The sequence below is a fragment of the Shewanella sp. FDAARGOS_354 genome, assembly GCF_002209245.2.
GTDB lineage: Bacteria > Pseudomonadota > Gammaproteobacteria > Enterobacterales > Shewanellaceae > Shewanella > Shewanella xiamenensis.
In genome coordinates, this window is sequence record NZ_CP022089.2 from 4,517,968 (window position 1) to 4,542,498 (window position 24,531).

Here is a 24,531-nt window from a genome sequence, read left to right on the forward strand (position 1 = left end):
ATCCTTCAGAACCAAGCATATTGTTCAGGCTGTTTAAGAATGGCATCGGATGCTTTATCGCGAGTCGTTAATTCACTGACAAAACGATTACCATCTTTATTAACCATAATTGCACCTACCCCTCGAACAGTTTCGGAGATTAAAATGCGGCTATCTTTTCCCACAGTTGGATGAGCTTGTACCCAATCAATATCGGTCATACTCGCTCCGATTGCTTTGGCAAGCTCAATACCATCACCAGTGGAAGTAATGTTATTAGAACTAGTCATCCCTTTAAACGTTGGACGATAAAATGCGACCATTTCCTTATTAAAACCATATCCACCGGTTGCTAGAACAACTGATTTAGCAGCAATCATATAGTGGCCAGAATGTTTTCCATGGACGACTACGCCGACAATTTTTTGGTCTTCATCAATCACAAGTTTGACAACTTTAGAATTAAGCCGAGTATCGACCCCTTCTTTTACTGAAGCTTTTCTCAATACATCAATGATATGTGGACCAACGCTTAAACCTCCTGTGGGTCTATGGGTGCGGTCAACTCTTGCGCCACCTGAGCGTTTTAAGTCATCCATGTTTGCACCTAAAGATTCTAACCATTTAATACCATCAGCAGATTGCTCAGCTAATATTTGCACTAACTTTGGATCATTGGCATAGCGACCACCTTTCATTGTGTCTTCAACAAACCATTCAATTTTATCATCCACTTTATGTTCTTTTTGCTGAGCAGTTCCTACTGCATTGTAACCGCCAGCTGCAAGCATAGAGTTACCACCACTAAATGGGCCTTTTTCGAGTAATACTACTTGCGCTCCTGCTTTTTTCGCTGCGATAGCAGCATTAAACCCTGCGCTTCCCGCTCCGACAACAATGACATCCGTCGTTTCTTTTGGACCAGCTGCAATCGCCTTGCTGATTGCATCATTGTCCCAACCTTTATCCCATGGTTCTTTAGATTGTGCACTATTAAAAGGCATCTCAAGCCCTTTAAATGAGTGGCACTCATTACAGTATAATTTGGGTTTTTCATGACCTTTATGGCAGCTTGTACAGTTAATATCACCTAAATGTGATGCGTGAGGATCTAGCTTTAGTTTAGGATTAGCCAAAGCACTGTATTCACCATGACATGATTTACATTGCTGATTTTCATAAGTTTCACTGTCAGATACTTTGCCAGGTTGAGTGCTGAAGAATCCCCTGATGATTTACAAATAAATCATCAAATTAGGGTGGAAGCGCATCTTGTTGCATGATCAAATGGTTTCGCTAAAAACTACACTTGGACAACAAGATGCGCGAAGCCAATATCCTACAACATTCTTTACACCAATACTGCCCAGAACTTCACCTAAAACGATTAAACAGCTTGATGCTGGCCTCTAAGGCACTGATTGAATGTAAGACACTGACCTTGACTGAGTTAGGTCGAAATTTACCAACCACGGCCCGAACCAAGCACAACATCAAGCGCATTGATCGTTTGCTCGGCAACACGCATCTGCATCAAGAACGGTTAGCTGTCTACCAATGGCATGCCAGCCTCATCTGTTCTGGTAACCCTATGCCGATTGTGCTCGTCGATTGGTCAGACATCCGAGAGCATAAACGCATCATGGCTCTGCGCGCCTCAATAGCCTTCAATGGCCGCTCTATTACCCTGTATGAGAAGTCCTATCCCCTATCAGAACAATGCTCTAAGGCCTCCCACAACGGTTTTTTAGCGGACTTAGCCAAGATTTTACCTTTGCATGTTACCCCTCTCATCGTGACTGACGCGGGGTTCAAAGTGCCTTGGTACAAAGAGGTTGAGGCGCATGGTTGGTTTTGGCTAAGCCGTATTCGCGGTACAGTTCAATTTGCAGATATTGGCGCTGAAAATTGGCGTGCAGTTCGCAGTACACATGACTTGGCCAACGGTCAAGCGAAGAGCCTGGGTTGTAAGACTTTGACCAAAACTAACCCTATCAATTGCCATCTCACGCTTTATCGTAGCAAACCTAAGGGGCGTACAAATCAGCGTTCAACGAGGACTAATTGCCACCATCCATCGGCAAAAACGTACTCAACATCGGCGAAAGAGCCTTGGGTGTTAGCCAGCAATTTACCACCAGAATCTCGGAGCCCAAAGCAGCTGGTAAACCTGTACGCCAAACGTATGCAAATAGAGGAAACCTTTCGTGACCTCAAAAGCCCGGCATACGGCTTTGGCTTACGCCAAAGTCGTACCAACAGTCCAGAGCGATTCGACATCATCCTACTGATAGCGTTGATGGTTCAATGCCTGTTGTGGCTAGTTGGTTTACACGCACAGCAACAGGGCTGGGATAAGCATTTTCAGGCCAATACCATTGGGCATCGAACGGTACTCTCAACGATTCGCTTGGGATTGGAGGTACTCAGGCGGCCTGATTATCAAATCACTGAGAAAGAATTGCTGGCGGCCTGGGTATTATTCGCCAATCAGTTGCTCAAATATGGCTATGCTATGGCTGATTTATGAGGGGATCCTTCAGGGTTGAGTGTGGCAGCTCTTGCATCCTCCCATTTCTTTATGAAAAGAGGCCAGATCATTTTTGTCATTTGCAGCCCAAGATGCTGTAGAAAAGATGGAGCACAAGACAAAACTTAAAAGTGTTAACTTCATATAATTCTCCAATTATAGTTTTATTGAGGTAATCATCACTTATGATATTTTTTTATTAATTGCTAAATGGTGATGTTGCGCAATAAATTGTTGTGGTTAAATAAAATTGAAATTGTTTTAAATAATTTTTAATTAATCATTTTTATATTAGAGGTGTGATTAAAGTTCAAACGGAATCTTTAACATAGAATTAGCATAATTACGTTTTTATGTTAAAGGATGAAATTTATGAAATATACCAATTGTTTTGTGCCTGTTGCTTTATTACTTTGTTCTAATCAAGCTTTATCTGAGCCCTTAGATTTTTATGGGAGATTGTGGCTTGGTGTATCAAACTCTAGTCATGGTATTTCTGGTAATGAAAAGGTTAATGGTTTTTCACTTGAGAATTTTGCCTCATACGTTGGAATTAAAGGTGATTATGATGTGCATGAAGATTTTAGTTTGATATATAAGTTCGAAGCCGGAGTTGAAAGTTTTGATAATGATGATACAAATATTTTTAAACCGCGTAACTCATATTTAGGCTTTAAGGTTAAATATGGTAGTGTCGTTTTTGGGCGAAATGATACTGTATTCAAAACTTCAGAAGGTAAAGTCGATCTATTCAATATTACATCAAGTGATATGAATATGATTATTGCAGGTAATGACCGGTTAGGTGATTTAGTCACGATCAATACTGCAAAAGTTGCAGGCATGTCTCTTGGCATTACATATGCTTTCGATGATGATTTTAATCAAAAAAATCCAATGCTTGCTGACAATCAAAACAATTATGCTGTTAGTATAGTATATGGTGATCCTTCATTTAAAAAAGGAAATAGTTATCTTTCTCTTGCCTATGCTGATGGACTAAATTTGTTAGAGGCAACAAGAGTTGTTGCTGGTGTTGCTATTTCATCTATAAAAGTGGGGGCGATATATCAGTATTCTAAATCCAGTATTTATGAAAATGTTAAAGGCAATTCATATTTATTAAGTATGAGTATTCCTGTTAATAAATATGATTTCAAGTTTCAGTACCTTAAAGATGATGCTGGTCTGGGGAAAATTACCAAAAATGCTGGTGCAGATCTTAAAACATTAAATAATAGTGATGCGAGTCAATATTCAATTGGTGTCGATTATAATCTGATGAAGGAATTAACATTTGGTGCAGCAGTAAGCTACTTTGAAGGCGAGTACTCAGATTCAAAAGGTAATAATGAGTTTGACGATACTTTGATTTCTTTTTCAACAAGATACCTTTTTTAGAACATATCAAATAAAGCGGTCTAATAGACCGCTTTATTAAAATTAGATATCAGTCATGTTAAAAAATGTATCTTTCATTTATCTTGTTCCAACTGGAGTTTATTGGGGATGTAGATGCGCATTACGTTAAGGCAGTTAATGATCTTTAAGGCTATCTGTACCGAGAGGCAGATCTCAAAAGCGGCAAAACTGATGCACATGTCAACTCCTGCAGTGAGTATGGCTCTGAAAGAATTAGAGAACTCGCTAGGATGTCGACTGTTTGAAAGAGCTGGTGGTGGCTTGGAGCTAAATGCCCATGGAAAAATTATTCTGCCTTATGCTAATGAAATGCTTAGTAAGGGAAATGAATTAGAGAAGCTTTTTAATTTTGCTGAGGATGGCGTTAAAGGTTGTTTAGTGATCGGTAGCAGTAAAACGGTTGGTAACTATGTTTTATCCAGAAAGATCCCATTATTTAAAGATAAATATCCAGACGTAAAAATTAAACTCATAATAGAGAATAGTCTGGTGATTGAAAAAATGGTATCAGAAAAAGAAATCGACTTAGGTTTCATTGATGCCAAGCCTGCAAGTAGAAATCTAATATGCGAGCAATGGATGCAAGATAAGCTTTGCATTGTAAGTGGGTGCTCACATCCTGTAGCAAAGCAAGCATGTTCTAATCATATTTTAAGTGAACAATTGTGGGTTTTTGACCATGAGTCCTCTCTGTCACATATTAGGGCTGTTCAATTGTTAAAAAGTTTAAACGTGTATGTCAGAAATGACATTTGTATGTCTACTATTGGGGCGATTAAACGTGCAATTGGAACGGGTATAGGTTTGAGTGTTTTACCCTATGTGGCTATAAAAGAAGAGTTAGAGCGGGGGGAGTTATGTTTGATCGATTTGAAAGGATGGGATTATAAACGCACTTATTGGTCAATCCAGCGAGAGTCTGATGAGCTTTCATTACAGTCTAATATTTTTTTGAATTTTTTAAATAATGCTAGTTAGAAAGTGGGTGAAATAAATGATTTCTTCAGAATGTGGAATCGTTATGTTTTTAATCTCACTTCTTGTCGTTGTGTTATATTCAAACTCTTCATCTTGTCTTTTTTTTAAACGCTTTTATAGTGTTTTTCCTGTCATGTTCATTTGCTATACCTTACCTGCTGTATTTAGTTTTTTTAATGTGGTAGATGCAAGTAGGTCAAGTGTTGATGACTATTTTAAAGCGCACTTAATTCCATTTAGTTTATTTTTGCTAATTGTGAGTACGGATTTTATTACATTAAAGTCAGTCGGTGGAAAGATTTTATTGATGTTTTTCATCGGAACTGTTGGTGTTTGTATTGGAGGGCCAATTAGTTTATGGATTGGCTCTAAATTATTTCCAGAAGAGCTTTTATGGCAAGGTGGCGATGCAGCATGGCGTGGCATGGCAACATTAATGGCGAACTGGTTGGGCGGTACAGCAAACCAACTTGTAGTCAAAGAAATTCATCAAGTTGGCGAGGCCATTTTTGCAGTAATGATGACGATAAATGTGGTTTTTTCTGGCGTATGGATGGCTATTTTGTTGTTTTTGGCTAAAAAACAAAAAGCGATTGATAGAATGTTGGATGCTGATTTGAACAATTTACCTGTTTTTATTGAAGATGATATAACAAGGTTAGATGGCAAAAAACATTTTATTGGCTGTATGTTACTCATTTCTTTTTCATTATTTATTTTTTTGTTTTGTCATTCGGTCTCCGAATTTTTATCCCTAACAGTGAATAATCGTTTTCCTTATTTATTGCATTATAACCTAGGATCAAGTTTCTTTTGGTCTATGATTTTGTCAACACTTTTAGGTATTTTACTCTCGATGACCTATGCAAGACATGTGTTTGTTAAACAAGTCAGGTTTGTTTCATTTTTTTTGCTGTACTTTATGATTATGAATATTGGATTAAATGTTGAGTTTGCTTCATTTCAATCCATATTCTACTATTTTATTATTGGGTTGATTTGGTTTTTTACTCATATAATTATTCTACTATTATTTTGTTTATATTTTAAACTGCCCATATTGTATTTTGCTATTGCAAGTCAGTGTAATATTGGGGGCGCAGCTTCAGCGCCTGTTGTTGCGAGTGCTTTCCATCCTAAATTAGGATCTATCGCGGTTTTAATGGCTGTGTTGGGTTATACATGGGCGTCATTTATTGCATCAATTATTGGCTCTTTCATGCAATTTATACATCCATAATTAATATTCAAATTATTATGTATATTTTATATTCGTTTTTATAGCGATTATTTAATCGATGACCATACTAGCGTATGATCTCAAAGGCATTTATCAGTCTTTGTGTCGTGTCTAATGTTTCCATGTGGGGTATGATGCTTGTCTTATCTTTTGCGTCGAAGCAAGAGAACATGCTTTGGTGGAAATAGGTTTATGTGGATTTTGTTTACCTTGCTCGCTGCGTTTATGCAGGCGTGGCGCAATGCCTTTCAGAGCCAACTGAGTAAAGAGGTTAAGGTCGCGGGCGTCACCTTAGCGCGGTTTATTTGGGCAGGCCCAATTGCGGCCTTGTATCTTGCACTATTATATCTTTGGGATAATGTCGGCTTACCACATTTTACGGCGGAATTTTTCGGCTTTATTATCGGCGCATCCATGATGCAGATCCTTGCGACCGGCCTGATGGTTAAGCTATTCCAGCAGCAAAACTTTGCTATTGGTGCCGGGCTTGCTAAGAGTGAGGCAATAGTCGCGGCAATCTTAGGAACATTGTTCTTTGGTACCCATTTATCCTTACTCGGCTGGGTTGGGGTTATCTTGGGCGGTATCGCTGTATTTTTGCTGAGTGCTAAGCAGGGGCTTAGGCAGCTATCCCTAAGCACTGTGCTCCTTGGCATTGCCAGTGGCAGCGCCTTTGCGCTGACTTCGCTTTGGGTGCGAGAAGCTAGTTTGAGGTTAGATGTCGGTTTTCCTCATAGTGCGGCTTGGGTGTTGTTGTTGGTGATTAGCCTGCAAACAATCGTGCTAGCCAGTTACTTGGTTTTAAAGGATAAAGAAACATTAATCGGCCTGTTACAACGGCCTAAGTTAACCTTGCTGACCAGTACTACAAGTTGTTTTGGATCTATTGGTTGGTTCAGTGCGATGTCGTTACAAACTGTCCCTTATGTGAAAACCTTAGGCCAAGTGGAAATCTTTTTTATGATGTTGATTTCCGCATTCTGGTTAAAGGAACGCGTAAAAATAAAAGAAATGCTTGGTCTAGCACTCATTGCGGTTGCTGCCATACTCGTGATGTGGGGATGAGTATTTGAGCTGTTTTATATTTATCATATGCAACGCAATGTTTAACCAAGATAAATCGCTATAACGGCAACAAGATAAGGATTCCGGATGCAGAATCGTATTAACAGCCTGTCGTCACTGTTACGCTTATTCATCTCCCAGTACGATCTTTCAGGCAAGCATTTATTCATTATGTTGTCTGTTCCTGTTGTCTTGGCTATCGCATCCAGTTTTATGGTGACGAGTTATTTGGTTGAGAAAAAGGTGCATGAAGTTGGTGAGTTTAATCTCAAACGGCTTGAGGATTTGTTAAGCCAGTCTGAGTCTATAGGTCAGCATGCCATCACTCTTAGTCAAGGTGATTGTAGTGACCTGAATGAGTATATGAAGTTTAAGCCCTATTATCGTGGTGTACTGCTTTTTAATGCTTATGGTTTTTATTGTTCATCCACAAATGGTGAAATTGATTTTCCACTGAACACACTCTTACCTGAACCGACCCTAAAAGAGCCTACTTATTTTATTGTTCCTGAAACGCCTGCGCGTTTAGGTGTCCCTGCCATCATTGTTATTGCTACGCAGGCCAACCAAACGAGTGGAGCGGTTGTGATTATTGAAGGGCAATATTTTATCGACAGCTTTATTCAGCCTGAGGTGTTTCCTCGTCCTGTGCTGAATGTGGTGTTGGGGTTGAAGGGCGCGACATTGCCGACTGTGCCACAGTTTGGTGATGGGAAAGTTGTTGCCGTAAAGGCTGATAATTCGGAATTGGTGATCCTACTTGAGGTCTCGCAAGCGTTTTTTTGGTACTTTTTCTGGATATCTTTTGGGCTATCGCTCCCCGTTTTTTTGGCATTTACCTGGTTAGTCGGTTTACATCTTTGGCGTAAAAATAACCGCTATTCACTGGCCGACGATATTAGAAGCGGGATCGAAAATAAAGAATTTTTCCTTGTATACCAACCTATTATTTGTACTGAAGACGGTAAGGCTAAAGGGGTTGAGGCATTAGTGCGGTGGCTACATCCGCAAATGGGCTTGGTGCGGCCAGATCTATTTATTCCCATCGCCGAGCAGAGCCAACTGATCGTGCCGCTAACTAATTATATTTTTGAACGCGCTTTAGCCGATTTTAGTTTGTTTTCCGTGCAGCCAGGGTTTCGAATTGGCTTTAACGTAGCACCTGAGCATTTTATTCAAAGTGATATTGAAGCTAAATTTCGCTATTTAAAGGATGCTTTTTCTCAAATTGGTGTTCAACCTTTGATTGAGATTACCGAGCGGCAGCTATTAACGGCGGATATGTGCGAGCGAATTACAGCATTGCGTGAGCTTGGCATTTTAGTCGCTATTGATGATTTTGGCACCGGACAGACAACCTTATCGCTGCTGCAAACCTTTACCTTGGACTACCTTAAAATAGATAAGTGCTTTATCGATACCATAGGCCAAGATTCGGTCACTTCCCATGTGCTCGATACTATTATCGAACTCTGCCATAAAATGAATTATGTCGCTGTAGCAGAAGGGGTAGAAACACAGGAACAGGCGGATTATTTAATCAGTCGTGATGTGCATTTTCTGCAAGGATATTTATTCGCTAAACCGATGAAATTAGATGAGCTTGCCCTTTGGCTGAAGAAACGCAACTAACAACAACCGTCAGGATAGGTATCCTGACGGTTATAGGTTTTGCGAAGAGGTTGATGTGCTTACAGGCTATAACCCGTTTCTTCATGTTCAGAAAGATCGAGCCCATTCACTTCTTGCTCACTGCTGACACGCAGTCCTCCAAGGAGTTTGCTAATAACGATAAACAAGAGCCAAGTCACTACTGCTGTATAACTAAAGGTCGCCGCGATACCAATCATTTGGACGCCGAGTTGGTCAAGCATAGTGTCGTTAACAGTGGCAAAACCATAGCCGCTAAAGATCCCAAGTTGAGTCGAACTAAAAACGCCTGCGAGCAACGTACCGAGGATGCCGCCTACACCATGGACAGGAAATACATCGAGAGAGTCGTCAATCTTCAATTTTTGTTTAATGTAAACCGTTGAAAAGAAACAGACCACCCCGCCAAGAAAACCAATCACTAAGGCTCCAGCTGGGCCAACATAACCCGATGCAGGCGTGATTGTTCCCAAACCCGCTACCATACCTGTAACGATACCAAGTGCGCTGGCTTTACCAAATTTATACCATTCAATCCCAGCCCAAGTGATGGCACCCATCGACGCCGCCAAATGGGTCGCGAGTATCGCCATTGCCGCTGTACCATTGGCGCCTAAGGCGCTGCCGCCATTAAAGCCAAACCAGCCCACCCACAGCATGCCCGCACCTGTGACAGTCATGGTCAAGTTGTGGGGCATAATCGCTGAGTTTAAAAATCCCCTGCGTGGGCCAAGTACTTTTGCCGCAACCAGTGCCGCCACCCCTGCGGTAATGTGTACGACTGTGCCGCCGGCAAAGTCATAGAGCCCAAGCTCAGCTAACCAGCCGCCACCCCATACCCAGTGGGTAATAGGTGCATAGACTAACAGCAGCCAAGTGCTTGAGAATATGAGTACCGCAGAAAATTTCATTCGCTCAGCAAAGCCGCCGATAATCAGCGCTGGCGTGATAATGGCGAAGGTCATTTGGAATAGCATAAACAAAGGTTCGGGAATATCACCGCTCATACTCTCACGACCAATGCTGGCTAAAAATGCTTTATTTAGTCCACCGATAAAACCATTGCCTGTATCGAAGGCGATAGAGTAACCCACGACAAACCAGAGTATTGAGGCAATAGCAGCAATCGAAAAACACTGCATTAAAATGGAGAGCACGTTTTTGCTACGCACCAGTCCACCGTAAAATAATGCCAGTCCAGGGAGCGTCATCAGTAATACTAAGGCTGATGAACTTAAAATCCACGCGGTGTTGGCACCACTTAACTGCACCTCATCGGCGAATACTGGAGCGGTAAAGCTACTCGCGATGAGGATAAGTAACGCTTGATAACTGCACTTAGATTTTGGATTGATCATATGGCATCGCTCCCTTCTTCAGAGGTGCGAACGCGGATCACTTGTTCGAGCGGAGTGACAAAAATTTTACCGTCACCGACTTTGCCTGTGCGAGCGGCTTGGATGATGGCTTCGATTACAGCTTCTTCAAGCTCTGAGTGGATCGCGATTTCAAGCTTCATTTTGGGAAGAAAGTCGACAGCATATTCGGCGCCGCGATAGAGCTCTGTATGTCCCTTTTGCCGGCCAAAACCCCTCACTTCAGTCACTGTCATGCCGTGGACGCCCAGTTGAGTGAGCGCTTCACGTACATCATCAATTTTGAAAGGTTTAATAATTGCGGTGATGAGTTTCAACTTTATTCTCCAACAAACATCAGGCATCAGTTTGTCGGATATAGCAGGAATTAGGCCACAACAATAAATGTTTTATTATCATTATGTTAATAGTGTAGTGCACCCAAATAAATCTTATTTTTGCTGCAAAATAGTGCAAAAATAGATGAGCGCGCCCTGACTTGGTGCGCGCCCTTGGTGCGTTAAATGCAAAAAAGCCAATTAGGGTGCATTTAAACACTGTTAAGTATTATCGAGAATGATTTTCTACGGCAGGCTTATATTAAATCTATTTAAAATCAATTGAATATATAGTTGTCGTGGTGGCGTTATTGCCGAAAGCTGTTTAATAGCGCGGACCATCTTGGCATTAGTTGCTGCACTTAAACCGTGCGCGTTGGCGCGGTCACAAATATAGCCATTAATTTGGTCTATCTCGGTGAGTCTGTGGTTTGCAACATCTTGGTGCATCGATGAGAAGTTTGCGGCTGTGAGTTCAATCACTCGATAGACGCGCTCCTCTAAGAAGTGCCTGTCGAGCTCAATCCCATCATGTGCGGCAACGTCGACTAATTCATCTAGGATACTAGCAATGGTTTCACTAAACTCAGCTTGAGCCAAAGCGCCGTTGGGGCATTGATGCAGCGCCGTAAGAGGATTGATTGCGGCGTTTACGGCCAGTTTTTGCCAAAGACAGGGGATAATCGCCTCAACCCACTCACTGTTTGGGATGGCATGTAATAGGTTATCTCGCAGCGTTTGTGGTAACGCCGGGCCGGTAAAGTGACCCAACTGGGTTAAGCCTTGGCCGGTTTGCTTAACTTGCCAACATGACTGACGTAATACGCCCTGCGAGGTCGTGCCTAAGCTTAGGCCGCGGCCATTTAACATTGGTGCGAGCGCGAGGTGTGGCCCCATACCATTATGTAATAATAGGATATGACATTGTGGCGATAACTTGTTGAGTAAGGGACCTATCGCATCAATTACTTGATAAGCTTTTACGCACACAATCAACAGTTGTACTTGCTGTAAGTGGGCTTTGTCGGCGCTAAGCAGCGGGACTCGATAGGACACACAGTCAGTAACGGCATCGCTTGGGGACAAAGGGCTAAATACCAAGTTTTGCCAATCAGTTGCTTCAAGGTTTGATACCGAGGAGTCCCGTGCAATTAAGCCTACCGCTAATCCCGCCGAAGACAATTGATGGCAAATCAATTGCCCTACAGCACCTGCGCCTAAAATCGCGATATCAGTGACTTGAGATTCCATAGCTAATGGCGCATCTTGGCCTAACATTATTCTTCCTTGAGTTGTGCGGCACTAACATATTTTCGATAGGCCCAAAGACAAAAATAAAACAAGGCAATACCCGCAAAATCAGCCAACACATCACCTATTGAAGCGCTGCGATAGGGTAGGCGGGATTGCACAATCTCAATTAACATCGCGTAAGTTGCAAGTACCAGTGAGAGCCAATACCACTTCGGACGAAAGGCGAGATAGGTCAGATACGAGAGGCTGAAAAAGCTTCCAAGATGGCCTACTTTATCGATATGGGGGATGCTTTGCGAATAGGTTGGTCTGGAGAACACCAGATAACTGATCACGACAAAGGCTACGGCTAAAGCCAGTTTGAATAGGGTGTGTTTAGTTATCACAAATACAATTTGATTATCTTAGTGTGACGCCATAATAGGAAAATGTGTCGCCAAAGTCATCCCTAAGCCGAGTTTTATCTTGCTGGGACAAAGTTAACCTTCAACTTGGGGGAGGGAGTCGGTAAACTATGGGTATTTACAATCACCTAAGGGGCGGCAACTATGCCTTCATTTGATATTGTGTCTGAAGTTGACGAGGTTGAGTTACGTAACGCGGTCGAAAACTCTCGCCGTGAACTCAGCGGCCGATTTGATTTTCGTGGTAAAGATGCCAGCATCGATTATAAAGATCATGTGGTGACGCTCACCGCAGAAGACGATTTCCAGTGCAAACAGTTAGTGGATATTTTACGTTCTCAATTGAGCAAGCGTAATGTTGAGCCTTCGACTATGGATGTCGACGAAAAGTCAGTTCACAGTGGCAAGACTTTCTCCCTGAAAGTACGCTTTAAGCAGGGCATCGAGACGGATATCGCCAAGAAAATCGTTAAGATGGTCAAAGATAGTAAAATTAAAGTGCAATCGCAGATCCAAGGCGACACAGTGCGTGTGACGGGCAAAGCCCGTGATGATTTACAAGCTGTGATGGCGTTAGTGCGTCAAGCAGATCTTGGTCAGCCTTTCCAGTTCAATAACTTCCGCGATTAATCATGAAAATTGGCTTGAGTTCGCGTTAAGCTAACTTAAGCGTGGAAAATACAGTAAGCCCCAAACCTTTACGGTTTGGGGCTTTTTTATATCTGATTATTCTTGGTCTGGTTTGTTACTGACGTGGGGGCGTATTTATTCACTAAATGAATAAGTAACAACACAGGAAAGCCAATCACGCTGGCAGCGACAAAGAAGTTCACATAACCATAGGCATCGACATAAGCCCCCGAGAAACCCGCAATAAACTTAGGGAAGAGCAGCATAATCGAAGAGAGCAGGGCGTATTGGGTTGCGCTATAGCCGCTGCTGGTGAGGCTTGATAAATAGGCGATAAAGGCCGCGGTGGCAATCCCCGCACTGAAGTTATCAACCGAAATGGCAAAGGTTAAAAAGCTGACGTTATAACCAATGACCGCTTGCCAAGCAAAGAGCAAATTAGTGACAGCAACCAGCAGCGCGCCAAGAAATAATATCTTCATGGTACCGAAGCGGGCTAACAGGACTCCGCCAAAGGCTGCGCCAACCAAGGTCATAATAAGGCCATAGATTTTACTTAAATAGGCAATTTCTTCCTTAGTGAATCCCATGTCCACATAAAACACGTTGGCCATAATTCCCATCACAATATCTGAGATGCGATAGCAGGAAATCAGCAATAAAATTAAGATAGCACTACGGCCATAGCGTTTGAAAAAGTCGATAAAGGGCAGGATGCTGGCGGTATAAATCCACGAGAGACTCGCAGCTATAGGTTTAGGGTAACGCTCGCTTAAGCGTTGTTTGACCGCTATTTCGGTCTCATCGGCGGCGCGGGTATCGACCAGTGGCTCTTGGCTAAAGAGCGTAGTTAGAACCCCAATAAACATCAGTCCAGCCATGACTAAATAGGAAGTTTGCCAAGCGATTAAGTTATATTCGGTATTACCTGGCTCAACCCAAGCAGCGATGGTCAGCGCGCCTGCGGTCGCCACAATCATGGCGCTGCGATAACCCACCTGATAGGCGGCCGCTAAGGCTGCTTGCATTTTTTCAGGTGCGGATTCAATGCGAAAGGCGTCAATCACAATATCTTGGGTGGCGGAAGCAAAGGCAACCATTAATGCAAACAAAGCTAAGCGTTCGAGATCTTTAACGGGATCACTAAAAGACATCCCCAAAATTGCACCGACCAGTAATAACTGCGCGAACAACATCCAGCCGCGTCGCCGGCCTAAAAAGCGCGTCAGTAAAGGCAGTGATAATCTATCTACTAACGGTGACCAAGCCCATTTGAAGGCATAGGCTAAGGCTATCCAACTGAAATAACCGATAGCGGTGCGATCGACACCTGCTTCCCGTAACCAAAATGACAAGGTTGAAAAGACTAGCATTAATGGTAGGCCAGCAGAAAAACCGAGTAATAGCAGGATCAAAACGCGTTTATGGTAATAAACACTCAAGGAATCTAAGGTGCGACGAGTAAAACTGGGTACGGACATATGTATTAGCCGAAGAGTCGAATCCGCCTAGCTTACGGGTAAGATGTGGTTAGGTTCAAGGGGCAAGGTATCTCCTTTTGATGCTCAGAGCGATTTTGTTTGCAAAAGCTAAAAATAAAAAGACCCAGCAAGCTGAGTCTTTTAAGAAGGGATTGTTCAAGGTCGGATACCGATACAACCCGAGGGCATTTGGCCTCCCAAACAGAGGAAGTCACAGCACGCATGCAACTGCTGACACAGGTACTGATTGCCGCGGATCATCCAGTCTGGCCACTTACTAAAGCTATGGAGCAAGTGCCAAAACACGGTTTCCATTTCTGTTTGCGCTTCACTTGTTGGAATGAGTTGTTGCCATTCTTCAAGTGTGTCCCATAAATAGAGCTGGATCTCGCAGAAATCGAGTTCATCACTCAAAAACGCTTTCCCATATACTGCAAGTTGGGGCGCTTTATTATCGATAAATTCTTCAATCGTCACCCTTGCCTCCTTTCTTTCTGCTTGTACAGTATAGATGGAGGATTAGGGCTTTTGCTCAAATTTTTTTTCGATTATTTTTTTGGGAGTAATTTAGCTGTTTTCAATATGATAGGTGTTACTGGCACATCGGGCCAATTCAGTTTGGCATTAGTAGTGGTCTCTACCACAGCCATGGCTTCGAGGACTTGCTTTCCTTCGATCACTTCACCAAATACCGCATATCCCCAACGGCGTTTTGATGGATCCAGCTTTGTATTGTCCGCAACATTAAAATAAAACTGACGGGTGGCAGAATGGGGCTCATTATCACGGGCCATGGCAATGGTGCCCATACTATTTGATAAACCATTACCTGATTCGTTGACTATCGGCTTGCCCGCTGGCAACTCTTCTAATTGTGGGTTCAGTCCACCACCTTGAACGACAAAGTCACTGATCACACGGTGGAAAATCGTGTTGTTGTACTCTCCTTTGACCACATAGGTGAGGAAGTTATCAACCGTAATCGGCGCGCGAGTTCTATCGAGTTCGACGACAATCTTACCTAAACTCGTATCAAACTCGACCTGGGGATACAAGCTATCGGGTTGAATGTCGATTGCCGCCCAGCTGCTATAACTTGCACAGAGAACTAAAAGTGCGGATATCCAACGAAACATCATTCTTTCCTTAATCATTATAAACTTGCGCAATTATTGTTGTAGAAACTGGTTTAACTCTGGGTCATTTAGAATCTCTCCTGTGAGTTGACCGAGGAGCTTATTCATATCCATTTCTAAGGTGGCAAAGTCAGGAGTTAATGGGCCTTTTAAGACCCCCTTGGCTTTATAGCGTTTGACCAATTCTTGATTGGAATTACGTGCTTGGACTGCGATACGGACGCTGTGTTTGGCTTCGTAGCCAAAGGTCTTTTTGGTGACATCCATCTGTAATTCTTCTAATTGAATTTGAACAGAGTTGGTTGCGCTGGGATCGATTTGGTATCCCGCTTGAGTGAAACCGTTACGAAATACTTCGTCGAGTAATAACTTAGGGGGCTCGCTTGGGCCGACTAAACGGGTTTTGGTGCCTTCTTCCATAAAACGCGCAACGTATTCGGCGTTACGAGTGTCGATTGTGTCTAATGAGATTTGCAGCGGTCTTGAAGTCTGTTGGCTAATATCTGGAACCTGTGGACTAAATGCCATATGAGTCTGATTTTGGCTCGCGCAGCCTACAAAAAGTAAAGGAAAAGTCAGCGTCAATAATAACCGTTTCATGTGGAATCTCATGCTAGTAAAAAGTGGTTACAGCATACCAGAAATCATCTCTGTTGCCACAATGCGCTCGGGTTCAGTTTTTGTACAGGTGTAAAGGTTATGATGTGACGACATTTAAATACTGAATTTAAACAATATGAAATACTTAACAATCAATATTTGGCTGTTGTCATTTGTACTATTCGGTGGTTTGGCAATCGGGAAAGCCAATGCTACCGATTCACCCCATGTGTTAGGCGGCAGCTTAGGCTATGGCACCCAAGAGTTTGAAACTAAAAGCGGTAAATATGATACGGGTGATACATTTACTGGCGACTTGTATTACCGCTATATGCTCAACGAGCATTTTGGATTTGAAGCGGGATATTTAGCGGGCTCTGGTGGCGTGGCGAGTGCGCTTGTTAGTGCGATCAGTGATATAAAAGACTTAGATTACCAAGGCGTGAGAGCTACTGCTTACGGTGAGTATGCTCTGTCTCGTGGTAATAGTCTGTATGCCAAAGTTGGTGCAGCCTACACTAAAGTGAGTTATGAGTTTGAAAAGCAGGAGATGGATTCGGACGATGTGGGCTTTTACGGCGCTATCGGTTGGCAATATCGTTTTCGCTCGGGCTTTGGGCTAAACCTCGAATACCAATATGTGCCGATGAAAGAGCTAGAGTTGCAAGGGGTAAACTTTGGTATCAGCTATCGATTTTAACGACTAAGGTGTTCCACTGGATTCGTCAATATTTGATTAAGTGGGTTTGTCTCAACTAAGCGCCTTTGGGCGCTTTTTTAATGGCTTTTTGGGGAAACTAAACCGAACTCCTCTCGGCAACAAAATCACAACAATTTGAGCTTGCACTCTTTTAATGCAATGAATGACAGGTTAGAGTAAAAATTCAACATTAAATAAGAGAGCATAAATGCTCCCTCGAGTGCAAAAGCAAAGGCGAAGTTATGTCTAGGATTATCACCCAAATCGCCCCCGACAGTTTGATCAATGCCAAAGGTCAGCCACATTTTGGTCATTTCGACGGTATAGTCAGTCGCTTAGGTTTAGCGGATTTTGCCTATTTCGATACTATGGATAAGCCTGCATCGGCTTGGGCGAAACGGTTTGACTATAAGCAGTTCCAATTTATTTCTATCGTTACGCCCCGTTATATTATTGGTGTTGCGCTCGCGGATATCGCCTACCTTGGCAGTGGATTTTGTTATTTATATGATATTAAAAACAATAGGTTAACTCAGCAGGACTGGCTAAAACCCCTAGGGTTTGGCTACCGGATGACGCCTTCTCCAGCCAATGGCACGGCAACCATTGGCGGCAAAGGTAAGCGCATAACCTTTAAAATCCAAGAGGGGAGTTGGCATTTAGTCATTGATACTAAAAGCATTCAAGCCGATTTAACCTTACATGCATTGCCTTTAAGTTTACCTATGGCCATGTGTAGCCCCACGGGATACAACGGCTGGACCTATACGCAAAAACACAATGGTTTGTCGGTCAAAGGACAACTCACCGTAGATCATGAACCGCAGCCATTGAATTTCGCCCTCGCAGGCTATGATTTTTCCGCGGGATTTATGCGCCGAGATACCAGTTGGCGTTGGGCATCGCTGAGTGCGCAAATTGACGACGGAGTGATTGGATTAAATCTTGCTGCGGGCGTGAATGAAACTGGTGCTAATGAAAATGTGTTTTGGATCAATGGTGAGCGGCATTTACTCGGACCAGTACAATTTGAATTTGACCGTCATGGCCAGCAGGGCACAGATCTCTGGCGTATTCATAGTCACGATGGCCGCGTCGATTTAGAGTTTACCGCGAGAAATTGCCGCAGTGAAAAACGCAATTTTATCTTGCTGAAGAGTAACTTCCGTCAATATCTGGGGCTTTTTAGCGGTTTTATCATTGACAATCAGGGGCGGAGATTCCAACTCAACAATGTATTGGGATTAACCGAGGATCATTACGCTCGCTGGTAGACCATGGGCAGATTTACGCTTTAATACAATAATAACAATAGGATAAAGGTATATGGATATCGCTGCGTTAATTAATCATCCCGAAGTGCTGTTACTGGTATTGGCTCCACTGTTTTTTGTCTGCATTTTGCTGGAATGGTATTTCGGTGACAGAAGACAGAAACTGCCCGTTAGCGCCCGTTACTATCCAAAGGAAGTGCTGTGTAATTTTAGCCTCGCTGCCATGCACCAAGGGGTGGATATCTTGGCCGGCCTGCTGATCGCTAAATTGTATCTTGCGGTATTTGGTTGGAAATTATTCGATATTCAAATGGGGCCATTCAGCTTTGTGCTGCTGATGATTGCCCAAGATTTTTGCTATTACTGGTTCCATCGTGCAAGCCATCGAGTACGGTGGATGTGGGCAGCCCACGTGGTGCACCATAGTTCGGATAATATGAATTTTAGCACCGCGTTTCGCCAGAGTTTGATGTATCCCTTCGCTGGTATGTGGGTGTTTTGGTTGCCGTTGGTAATTTTGGGTTTCGACCCTAATTGGGTGGTTTTTGTGGTGCTGCTCAATTTGGGATTACAGTTTTTTGTGCACACCCAAGCGGTGAGAAAACTCGGCCCATTGGAATGGCTGTTTAATACGCCTTCCCACCACAGGGTGCACCATGGGCGTAATCCGCAATATATCGATAAAAATTATGCCGGTATCTTGATTATCTGGGACAAACTTTTCGGTACCTTTGTTCCTGAAGAGGAAACCGTGATTTATGGCATCACTAAACCCGTCAACAGTTTTAATCCAATCAAAGTGACCTTTAGCGAATGGCGCGATATGTTTAGTGATGTCACGACTAAGGGGCTGAGCTTTTCAGAGCGGCTTAAGCTGTTATTCGCCCCTCCTGCCAGTCAGCAAAAAGATAAGTGAGTTGCTTAAATTCAGGAATCATCCATCTTCAAATAGTGCAAATGGGTAATTGGAGTCAGATCTTAACCTTGCTAGCCTACTTTTCTTTTTTTGCAAATTAATCGCTGAAAAAATATACAGAATCACGCTTTAGTGGTAATTTTTTGTACAAGTGATTCATCTGAGTAGGTTGTCGTATGGTTGATGAGCCGCATTTAACCTTAGAGGAATTAGCTTGTTTTAGAGAGCTATTTTCCCCCAATCGTATAACCCATAGCACTGAGGATGCTCATCCTGAGCCTTTGGTTAACCATGTATTAACGGTCAAAACCGAGGTGCCACAGGCGCTCGCCTCGCTATTGGGTAAGGCCAAGTTGACCCTATTGGCTGAAGTTGGCTCCTATAAGCTCTGGTTTCCCCTTGAGATGCGTCTCGATGATTTTGGCCAATTACAGCCCACTCTTGGGGTGCCTGAAGTGTTAGACGCAAAAGGGGCTGAGCGGAGTTGGCGTTTGACTCAGCCTGAAGATGTGTGGATCTTCGACCAAGATCAGGGCGAACAATGGTCTGTGGTGTCTTTATCGAGTTCTGGCATGGCGATTCGTGCTAAATCATCACAACAGTTTGAACAATTGGTCGATAGCCAAGAACTGCAATTACAGTTGCCCGATGGTGAAACCATGCGGGTCAAAATCGAGCCTATCCGCCATGAAGAGGGACTGGCGATTGTCAGATTTCAGGCCGAAGCCGAAGAGCGAGAAGCCCTACGTCAATTCCTCTTTAATCGTCACCGCAGTCAATATCCCAAGCTCTATGCCAGCTTGCGCGGATAAGTGAGCCTAGTGGCATAATTCTGTTAGTTAAACTTCAGCCAATTGTTAAAATTTATTCCGCTCTCAGGATCTTTGCCAAACAAGTGGCTTTTCCGAGATCCTAACCTGCCAATCTGCGGTGCTATGGATTAGAATAGCCTTGAATTCAAAAACATCAGAGCGAGCGGTATGCACGTACATATTTTAGGAATTTGTGGAACCTTCATGGGTGGCCTAGCACTCTTGGCTAGGGCAAAAGGGCACAGAGTGACAGGCTCGGATGCCAACGTCTATCCACCGATGAGTACGCAGCTTGAAGAGCAAGGTATTGAACTCATTCAAGGTTTTGATCCAAGTCAGTTAGGTGAAGCGGGCAGTTATCCCGATCTTGTGGTGATTGGTAATGCCATGAGCCGAGGTAATCCTTGTGTCGAAGCGGTATTAAACCTTGGGATCCCTTACACCTCTGGACCACAGTTTTTAGCCGATCATATTCTGCCTGAGCGTTGGGTGTTAGCCGTATCTGGTACCCATGGAAAAACCTCCACTTCAAGCATGCTGGCGTGGATCTTAGAGGATTGCGGTTATCAACCCGGTTTCTTGATTGGCGGTGTGCCACAAAACTTTGGTGTGTCGGCCCGTTTAGGGGAATCGGCATTTTTTGTGGTCGAAGCTGATGAATACGACAGTGCCTTCTTCGATAAGCGTTCTAAATTTGTGCATTATCATCCCCGTACGCTGGTGATTAATAACCTCGAATTTGACCATGCTGATATTTTTGCCGATTTAGCGGCGATCCAAAAACAGTTCCATCATTTGATCCGAACTGTGCCAGGACAAGGCAAAGTAATTTGGCCGGCCGATTCCCACGCGGTAAAGCAAACCATTGATATGGGCTGCTGGAGCGAACAGGAGACTTTCCATACCACTGATGCGACTAAAGGTTGGCATGCTAAGGCCTTAAGTGATGATTGCCATGAGTTTGAAGTCTTCTTCGACGGCGAATCACAAGGCGTGCTCGAATGGGCGCTGATTGGTCAGCACAATATTGAAAACGCAGTAATGGCCATCGCAGCCGCGCGCCATGTTGGGGTTAAACCGAGTGCTGCGATTGATGCATTAACCCGCTTTGTACCGCCGAAACGTCGCCTAGAGTTGTTGGGCACTGTCCACGGCGTCAGCGTATACGATGATTTTGCCCACCATCCAACGGCGATAGCGACCACCATTAAGGGCATGCGTGCCAAGGTCGGTCAAAGCAAAATCACTATCGTATTAGAGCCGCGCTCAAACACCATGAAGAGTGGTGTACATAAGGACACTTTGGCCCATTCCATGCTGCAAGCGGACGAAGCCTTTTTATATCAAGCCGATACTATCGATTGGAATATGAAAGAGGCGATGGAAGCGGCGGTGATCCCTGTGACTGTCCTGCATCAAATTGATGATGTTGTCGCTAAAGTGGCTGCCTCGGCAAAAGCGGGTGACACTATCGTGGTGATGAGTAACGGTGGTTTTGGCGGCTTACATAAAAAGCTGTTGGCGGCGCTTGAAGTTAGCCCACAGTTTGTTCAGCAGGCGGACTAATATGGCCTATGCCAAATCTGAGAAAGCCATTAGCTTAGCCTGGACTGGAGCCTCGGGGGCACCCTATGGTTTGAAGTTATTAGAATGCTTATTAGCCTCGGGCTACCAAGTGTTTTTAATGATCTCAAGCGCTGCACGTGTGGTGCTGGCGACTGAACATGGCTTGCAGCTCAGTGCTAACAGCGATAAAGCTAAGGCGCAATTGTTAGAGGTGCTTGCAGAAAAGAATGCAACTTTATCTGGTGAGTTAGTGGTATTAGGCAAGGATGAGTGGTTTTCGCCGCCAGCCTCAGGCAGTGCTGCACCCAAACAAATGGTGATCTGTCCTTGCTCGACGGGGACAATGGCAGCTGTTGCGACGGGAATGAGCAATAATTTGCTCGAGCGCGCAGCGGATGTGGTGTTAAAAGAACGTGGTCAACTGATCCTCGTTCCGCGGGAAACTCCCTTTAATGCCATACACTTAGAGCATATGCTCAACCTATCGCGCTTAGGTGTCACTATTATGCCTGCGGCGCCTGGCTTTTATCACAATCCCAAATCGGTTGAAGATCTGGTAGACTTCATGGTCGCTCGAATCCTCGATCATTTGGGCGTTGACCATGCATTAACGAGTCGTTGGGGTTATGACAAACACTCCCCTACTGACATCGACAATTGAGACTGATATGAAACACACCACCGAAGTGATGATCTCCGCTGAAGAGATTAGCCAAAAATTGGATCAAATGGCCGAGCAAATCAATGCCCACTATGCCAACAGCGAGCGTTTGCTGATGGTGGGATTATTAAAAGGCTCAGTCGTATTTATGGCTGATCTGTGCCGCCGTATTAAAGGCCATGTTGAAATCGATTTTATGTCGGTTTCGAGTTATGGCAATTCCATGACCAGCTCACGGGATGTGAAAGTGCTGAAGGATGTGCAATCGGATATCGCGGGCCGCGACGTGTTGATTGTGGAAGACTTAATTGACTCGGGTAACACCTTAAACAAAGTGCGCGAAATGCTGTTATTGCGTGAGCCAAAGAGCTTAGCCCTGTGCACTCTGTTGGATAAACCCGAGCGCCGCGAAGTGGATGTAAAAGTCGACTTTATCGGTTTTACTATCCCAGATGAGTTTATTGTGGGTTACGGCATCGATTATGCTGAGCAATATCGCAACTTGCCTTATATCGCCAAAGTGGTGCCGCTCGAATAAGCCCAGATGCGTTATGACTCAAACTCCCGCCTAGGCGGGAGTTTTGTTTTGTGTAGAAAGTTGGTCACACGAATGCGATTTGGTGTAACTAACCTATGTATGGTGCTCTATTAGTTATTTTTAATAAATTAATAACTATTTTTTCAATCAATTAGAGTCATAATTCGTTTTTATACAGCTTAGCGTATTGCATTTGCTGTTTTCGTCACCATTTTAGTATTTCGTTTATTCTTTCAGGATCAGGTAGCACTATGGCCAAGCATGCCCATGCTCTCGTACTCGAGGGGCTAAAAAAAACCTACAAAGGCGGTGTAGAAGCGGTAAAGGGCATTAGCCTTACCGTTGAACAGGGAGACTTTTTTGCACTGTTAGGCCCTAACGGCGCGGGTAAGTCGACTACCATTGGGATTATCTGCTCCTTGGTGCAGAAAACCGCTGGTTCTGTGCAGGTTTTTGATTTTGATATTGATAAGCAACTCGAAGAAGCCAAGCTGTGTATTGGTTTAGTGCCGCAAGAGTTTAACTTCAACCAGTTTGAAACTGTGCTGCAAATTGTGGTGAATCAGGCGGGTTATTATGGCGTACCTAAGGCCGTGGCTCTTGAGCGAGCCCAAAAATACTTAAGCCAGCTGGATTTGTGGGAGAAGCGTAATAGTCAGTCCCGCACCTTGTCGGGGGGGATGAAGCGGCGGTTAATGATTGCCCGCGCCCTGATGCACGAACCTAAGTTACTGATCTTAGATGAACCAACTGCGGGGGTCGATATTGAGCTACGACGCTCAATGTGGGAATTCCTCAAGCAAATTAATCAGCAGGGTGTGACTATCATACTGACCACCCACTATCTTGAAGAAGCTGAAATGCTGTGTCGCAATATCGGCATTATCGATAAGGGCGTGCTGGTGGAGTGTACTAGCATGAAGACCTTGCTGAGTAAGCTGAATCTTGAAACCTTTATCCTTGACCTTCGCCGCGATATCAATGTCGCGCCAACACTCGATGGCATGGTGTGCCGTTTAACCGATCCGCATACCTTAGAGGTCGATGTGGCAAAGGATCACAATCTCAACGATGTGTTTACCCAATTAACCGCGGCCAATGTGGAAGTGTTGTCGATGCGCAATAAGTCCAATCGATTAGAAGAATTGTTTGTGGAGTTAGTGAAGAAAACCCAAGGAGCTAAGGCATGAAACAGCTGTATTTTATCGCCTTCAAAAGCATATTAACCAAGGAAATCAATCGTTTTACTCGGATCTGGATCCAGACTTTAGTTCCGCCAGCGATCACTATGACCTTGTATTTTTTGATTTTCGGTAACTTGGTCGGTAGCCGCATTGGCGATATGGGTGGCGTATCTTATATGGAGTTTATCGCGCCAGGTTTAATCATGATGTCGGTGATTACTAACTCCTATTCGAATGTGGCGAGCTCTTTCTATAGCGCGAAATTTCAGCGCAATCTCGAGGAGTTAATGGTCGCACCCGTGCCTCACTATGTGATGATTGCAGGCTATGTGGGTGGCGGTGTCGCTCGGGGCTTATGCGTTGGTTTAATCGTCACGCTAGTTGCCATGTTCTTTGTCGACATCAGCTTGCACCATGCGGGCCTTGTAGTTATGACGGTATTTTTAACCTCAGTGCTGTTCTCCTTAGGGGGATTAATTAATGCGGTATTTGCCAAGAGTTTCGATGATATCAGCATCATCCCGACGTTTGTGCTCACGCCATTAACTTACCTTGGTGGCGTATTTTATTCTCTGTCGTTACTGCCATCCTTTTGGCAAGGCGTGTCGGCACTGAATCCTGTGGTCTATATGATCAACGTCTTCCGTTACGGTTTCTTAGGTTTTGCCGATATCAGCATTCCGCTTTCTATTGGCATTATGGTGGGCTTTTGTATCGCTTTATGGGCGTTAGCTTACTATCTTATCTCACGCGGGATCGGGCTGCGTTCGTAATATTTCTTCGCATTACATCTAATAAAAAGGGAGCTACTAAAGAGC

At 43.8% G+C, this 24,531-nt stretch carries 25 protein-coding genes; 16 read left to right on the forward strand and 9 right to left on the reverse strand.

Translation table 11 applies throughout. From position 1 onward, the window contains the following. Positions 1-5 precede the first annotated feature (5 nt). Positions 6-1,214: a flavocytochrome c gene (locus CEQ32_RS20370; protein WP_320060513.1), complete on the reverse strand. Its 1,209-nt coding sequence runs from the start codon at positions 1,212-1,214 to the stop codon at positions 6-8. A gap of 86 nt (positions 1,215-1,300) precedes the next feature. Here CEQ32_RS20370 and CEQ32_RS20375 point away from each other — a divergent pair, with 86 nt between their 5' ends. The 6 genes from CEQ32_RS20375 (at position 1,301) to CEQ32_RS20400 (ending at position 8,846) form a co-directional block, all read left to right on the forward strand. Continuing rightward, complete coding sequence (locus CEQ32_RS20375) at positions 1,301-2,509, forward strand: IS4-like element IS10A family transposase (protein ID WP_001206290.1); 1,209 nt, start codon at positions 1,301-1,303, stop codon at positions 2,507-2,509. A 372-nt stretch (positions 2,510-2,881) separates the two neighbouring features. Continuing rightward, positions 2,882-3,910 carry a porin gene (locus CEQ32_RS20380; RefSeq protein WP_226871852.1) on the forward strand — a complete coding sequence of 343 codons (1,029 nt, stop codon included), beginning with the start codon at positions 2,882-2,884 and terminating at the stop codon, positions 3,908-3,910. A 114-nt stretch (positions 3,911-4,024) separates the two neighbouring features. Then, the gene (locus CEQ32_RS20385; RefSeq protein WP_088586717.1) at positions 4,025-4,909 is read left to right on the forward strand and encodes a LysR family transcriptional regulator; all 885 of its coding nucleotides are present in this window, start codon (positions 4,025-4,027) and stop codon (positions 4,907-4,909) included. A gap of 16 nt (positions 4,910-4,925) precedes the next feature. Then, positions 4,926-6,149: a DUF819 domain-containing protein gene (locus tag CEQ32_RS20390; RefSeq protein ID WP_088586718.1), complete on the forward strand. Its 1,224-nt coding sequence runs from the start codon at positions 4,926-4,928 to the stop codon at positions 6,147-6,149. 192 nt (positions 6,150-6,341) lie between these two features. Further along, on the forward strand, positions 6,342-7,214 hold the full coding sequence (locus CEQ32_RS20395) for a DMT family transporter (RefSeq protein ID WP_088586719.1): 873 nt from the start codon (positions 6,342-6,344) through the stop codon (positions 7,212-7,214). 87 nt (positions 7,215-7,301) lie between these two features. Further along, on the forward strand, positions 7,302-8,846 hold the full coding sequence (locus CEQ32_RS20400; RefSeq protein ID WP_069454305.1) for an EAL domain-containing protein: 1,545 nt from the start codon (positions 7,302-7,304) through the stop codon (positions 8,844-8,846). 59 nt (positions 8,847-8,905) lie between these two features. Here the strand turns inward: CEQ32_RS20400 and CEQ32_RS20405 are convergent, their stop codons facing one another. The 4 genes from CEQ32_RS20405 to CEQ32_RS20420 all read right to left on the reverse strand — a co-directional run bounded on the left by CEQ32_RS20405 (position 8,906) and on the right by CEQ32_RS20420 (position 12,197). Then, on the reverse strand, positions 8,906-10,222 hold the full coding sequence (locus tag CEQ32_RS20405; protein ID WP_088586720.1) for an ammonium transporter: 1,317 nt from the start codon (positions 10,220-10,222) through the stop codon (positions 8,906-8,908). Beyond that, positions 10,219-10,557, reverse strand: coding sequence for a P-II family nitrogen regulator (locus tag CEQ32_RS20410; RefSeq protein WP_037422289.1), 339 nt, complete (start codon positions 10,555-10,557; stop codon positions 10,219-10,221). Before CEQ32_RS20410 ends, CEQ32_RS20405 begins: the two co-directional genes overlap by 4 nt. A gap of 246 nt (positions 10,558-10,803) precedes the next feature. Continuing rightward, positions 10,804-11,835 carry a ketopantoate reductase family protein gene (locus CEQ32_RS20415; protein WP_088586721.1) on the reverse strand — a complete coding sequence of 344 codons (1,032 nt, stop codon included), beginning with the start codon at positions 11,833-11,835 and terminating at the stop codon, positions 10,804-10,806. Beyond that, positions 11,835-12,197: a VanZ family protein gene (locus CEQ32_RS20420; RefSeq protein ID WP_088586722.1), complete on the reverse strand. Its 363-nt coding sequence runs from the start codon at positions 12,195-12,197 to the stop codon at positions 11,835-11,837. The genes CEQ32_RS20415 and CEQ32_RS20420 overlap by 1 nt, the downstream gene beginning before the upstream one ends. Positions 12,198-12,359: 162 nt before the next feature. Between CEQ32_RS20420 and CEQ32_RS20425 the strand changes: the two genes are divergently transcribed. Further along, on the forward strand, positions 12,360-12,845 hold the full coding sequence (locus CEQ32_RS20425) for a YajQ family cyclic di-GMP-binding protein (protein WP_037422293.1): 486 nt from the start codon (positions 12,360-12,362) through the stop codon (positions 12,843-12,845). An 86-nt stretch (positions 12,846-12,931) separates the two neighbouring features. On the opposite strand, the gene CEQ32_RS20430 is transcribed toward CEQ32_RS20425, so the two are convergent. From CEQ32_RS20430 to CEQ32_RS20445, 4 genes are all read right to left on the reverse strand, one after another. Further along, positions 12,932-14,326, reverse strand: coding sequence for an AmpG family muropeptide MFS transporter (locus CEQ32_RS20430; protein ID WP_088586723.1), 1,395 nt, complete (start codon positions 14,324-14,326; stop codon positions 12,932-12,934). 156 nt (positions 14,327-14,482) lie between these two features. Further along, complete coding sequence (locus CEQ32_RS20435; RefSeq protein WP_037421860.1) at positions 14,483-14,803, reverse strand: hypothetical protein; 321 nt, start codon at positions 14,801-14,803, stop codon at positions 14,483-14,485. 71 nt (positions 14,804-14,874) lie between these two features. Next, positions 14,875-15,462, reverse strand: a complete 588-nt coding sequence (locus CEQ32_RS20440; RefSeq protein WP_011073582.1) for a peptidylprolyl isomerase — start codon at positions 15,460-15,462, stop codon at positions 14,875-14,877. 33 nt (positions 15,463-15,495) lie between these two features. Beyond that, positions 15,496-16,062, reverse strand: coding sequence for a YajG family lipoprotein (locus CEQ32_RS20445; protein WP_088586724.1), 567 nt, complete (start codon positions 16,060-16,062; stop codon positions 15,496-15,498). Positions 16,063-16,198: 136 nt separating this feature from the next. Between CEQ32_RS20445 and CEQ32_RS20450 the strand changes: the two genes are divergently transcribed. From CEQ32_RS20450 to CEQ32_RS20490, 9 genes are all read left to right on the forward strand, one after another. Beyond that, positions 16,199-16,762, forward strand: coding sequence for a porin family protein (locus CEQ32_RS20450; protein WP_088586725.1), 564 nt, complete (start codon positions 16,199-16,201; stop codon positions 16,760-16,762). Positions 16,763-17,004: 242 nt separating this feature from the next. Beyond that, positions 17,005-18,036 carry a DUF2804 domain-containing protein gene (locus CEQ32_RS20455; protein ID WP_088586726.1) on the forward strand — a complete coding sequence of 344 codons (1,032 nt, stop codon included), beginning with the start codon at positions 17,005-17,007 and terminating at the stop codon, positions 18,034-18,036. Between the two features lie 52 nt (positions 18,037-18,088). After that, positions 18,089-18,952 carry a sterol desaturase family protein gene (locus CEQ32_RS20460; RefSeq protein ID WP_088586727.1) on the forward strand — a complete coding sequence of 288 codons (864 nt, stop codon included), beginning with the start codon at positions 18,089-18,091 and terminating at the stop codon, positions 18,950-18,952. A gap of 176 nt (positions 18,953-19,128) precedes the next feature. Next, positions 19,129-19,764, forward strand: a complete 636-nt coding sequence (locus CEQ32_RS20465; protein ID WP_088586728.1) for a hypothetical protein — start codon at positions 19,129-19,131, stop codon at positions 19,762-19,764. Between the two features lie 168 nt (positions 19,765-19,932). Further along, on the forward strand, positions 19,933-21,330 hold the full coding sequence (gene mpl, locus CEQ32_RS20470) for a UDP-N-acetylmuramate:L-alanyl-gamma-D-glutamyl-meso-diaminopimelate ligase (RefSeq protein WP_088586729.1): 1,398 nt from the start codon (positions 19,933-19,935) through the stop codon (positions 21,328-21,330). A gap of 1 nt (position 21,331) precedes the next feature. Then, on the forward strand, positions 21,332-21,991 hold the full coding sequence (locus CEQ32_RS20475; RefSeq protein WP_088586730.1) for a flavin prenyltransferase UbiX: 660 nt from the start codon (positions 21,332-21,334) through the stop codon (positions 21,989-21,991). A 7-nt stretch (positions 21,992-21,998) separates the two neighbouring features. Further along, on the forward strand, positions 21,999-22,529 hold the full coding sequence (gene hpt / locus CEQ32_RS20480) for a hypoxanthine phosphoribosyltransferase (RefSeq protein WP_037421839.1): 531 nt from the start codon (positions 21,999-22,001) through the stop codon (positions 22,527-22,529). A 251-nt stretch (positions 22,530-22,780) separates the two neighbouring features. Beyond that, positions 22,781-23,719 carry an ABC transporter ATP-binding protein gene (locus tag CEQ32_RS20485; protein WP_122040782.1) on the forward strand — a complete coding sequence of 313 codons (939 nt, stop codon included), beginning with the start codon at positions 22,781-22,783 and terminating at the stop codon, positions 23,717-23,719. Further along, a complete protein-coding gene (locus CEQ32_RS20490; protein ID WP_088586731.1) occupies positions 23,716-24,486 on the forward strand; it encodes an ABC transporter permease in 771 nt (256 codons plus the stop codon). The genes CEQ32_RS20485 and CEQ32_RS20490 overlap by 4 nt, the downstream gene beginning before the upstream one ends. Positions 24,487-24,531: the final 45 nt, after the last annotated feature.

Excerpts from the sequence above, each read along its gene's own strand:
- CEQ32_RS20450 (WP_088586725.1), top strand. The coding sequence starts at position 16,199 with ATGAAATACTTAACAATCAATATTTGGCTGTTGTCATTTGTACTATTC.
- CEQ32_RS20400 (WP_069454305.1), top strand. The coding sequence starts at position 7,302 with ATGCAGAATCGTATTAACAGCCTGTCGTCACTGTTACGCTTATTCATC.
- mpl (WP_088586729.1), top strand. The coding sequence starts at position 19,933 with ATGCACGTACATATTTTAGGAATTTGTGGAACCTTCATGGGTGGCCTA.
- CEQ32_RS20460 (WP_088586727.1), top strand. The coding sequence starts at position 18,089 with ATGGATATCGCTGCGTTAATTAATCATCCCGAAGTGCTGTTACTGGTA.
- CEQ32_RS20490 (WP_088586731.1), top strand. The coding sequence starts at position 23,716 with ATGAAACAGCTGTATTTTATCGCCTTCAAAAGCATATTAACCAAGGAA.
- CEQ32_RS20415 (WP_088586721.1), bottom strand. The coding sequence starts at position 11,835 with ATGTTAGGCCAAGATGCGCCATTAGCTATGGAATCTCAAGTCACTGAT.
- CEQ32_RS20380 (WP_226871852.1), top strand. The coding sequence starts at position 2,882 with ATGAAATATACCAATTGTTTTGTGCCTGTTGCTTTATTACTTTGTTCT.
- CEQ32_RS20445 (WP_088586724.1), bottom strand. The coding sequence starts at position 16,062 with ATGAAACGGTTATTATTGACGCTGACTTTTCCTTTACTTTTTGTAGGC.
- hpt (WP_037421839.1), top strand. The coding sequence starts at position 21,999 with ATGAAACACACCACCGAAGTGATGATCTCCGCTGAAGAGATTAGCCAA.
- CEQ32_RS20375 (WP_001206290.1), top strand. The coding sequence starts at position 1,301 with ATGCGCGAAGCCAATATCCTACAACATTCTTTACACCAATACTGCCCA.
- CEQ32_RS20425 (WP_037422293.1), top strand. The coding sequence starts at position 12,360 with ATGCCTTCATTTGATATTGTGTCTGAAGTTGACGAGGTTGAGTTACGT.
- CEQ32_RS20475 (WP_088586730.1), top strand. The coding sequence starts at position 21,332 with ATGGCCTATGCCAAATCTGAGAAAGCCATTAGCTTAGCCTGGACTGGA.
- CEQ32_RS20390 (WP_088586718.1), top strand. The coding sequence starts at position 4,926 with ATGATTTCTTCAGAATGTGGAATCGTTATGTTTTTAATCTCACTTCTT.
- CEQ32_RS20395 (WP_088586719.1), top strand. The coding sequence starts at position 6,342 with ATGTGGATTTTGTTTACCTTGCTCGCTGCGTTTATGCAGGCGTGGCGC.
- CEQ32_RS20385 (WP_088586717.1), top strand. The coding sequence starts at position 4,025 with ATGCGCATTACGTTAAGGCAGTTAATGATCTTTAAGGCTATCTGTACC.
- CEQ32_RS20485 (WP_122040782.1), top strand. The coding sequence starts at position 22,781 with ATGGCCAAGCATGCCCATGCTCTCGTACTCGAGGGGCTAAAAAAAACC.
- CEQ32_RS20440 (WP_011073582.1), bottom strand. The coding sequence starts at position 15,462 with ATGTTTCGTTGGATATCCGCACTTTTAGTTCTCTGTGCAAGTTATAGC.
- CEQ32_RS20465 (WP_088586728.1), top strand. The coding sequence starts at position 19,129 with ATGGTTGATGAGCCGCATTTAACCTTAGAGGAATTAGCTTGTTTTAGA.
- CEQ32_RS20430 (WP_088586723.1), bottom strand. The coding sequence starts at position 14,326 with ATGTCCGTACCCAGTTTTACTCGTCGCACCTTAGATTCCTTGAGTGTT.
- CEQ32_RS20405 (WP_088586720.1), bottom strand. The coding sequence starts at position 10,222 with ATGATCAATCCAAAATCTAAGTGCAGTTATCAAGCGTTACTTATCCTC.
- CEQ32_RS20455 (WP_088586726.1), top strand. The coding sequence starts at position 17,005 with ATGTCTAGGATTATCACCCAAATCGCCCCCGACAGTTTGATCAATGCC.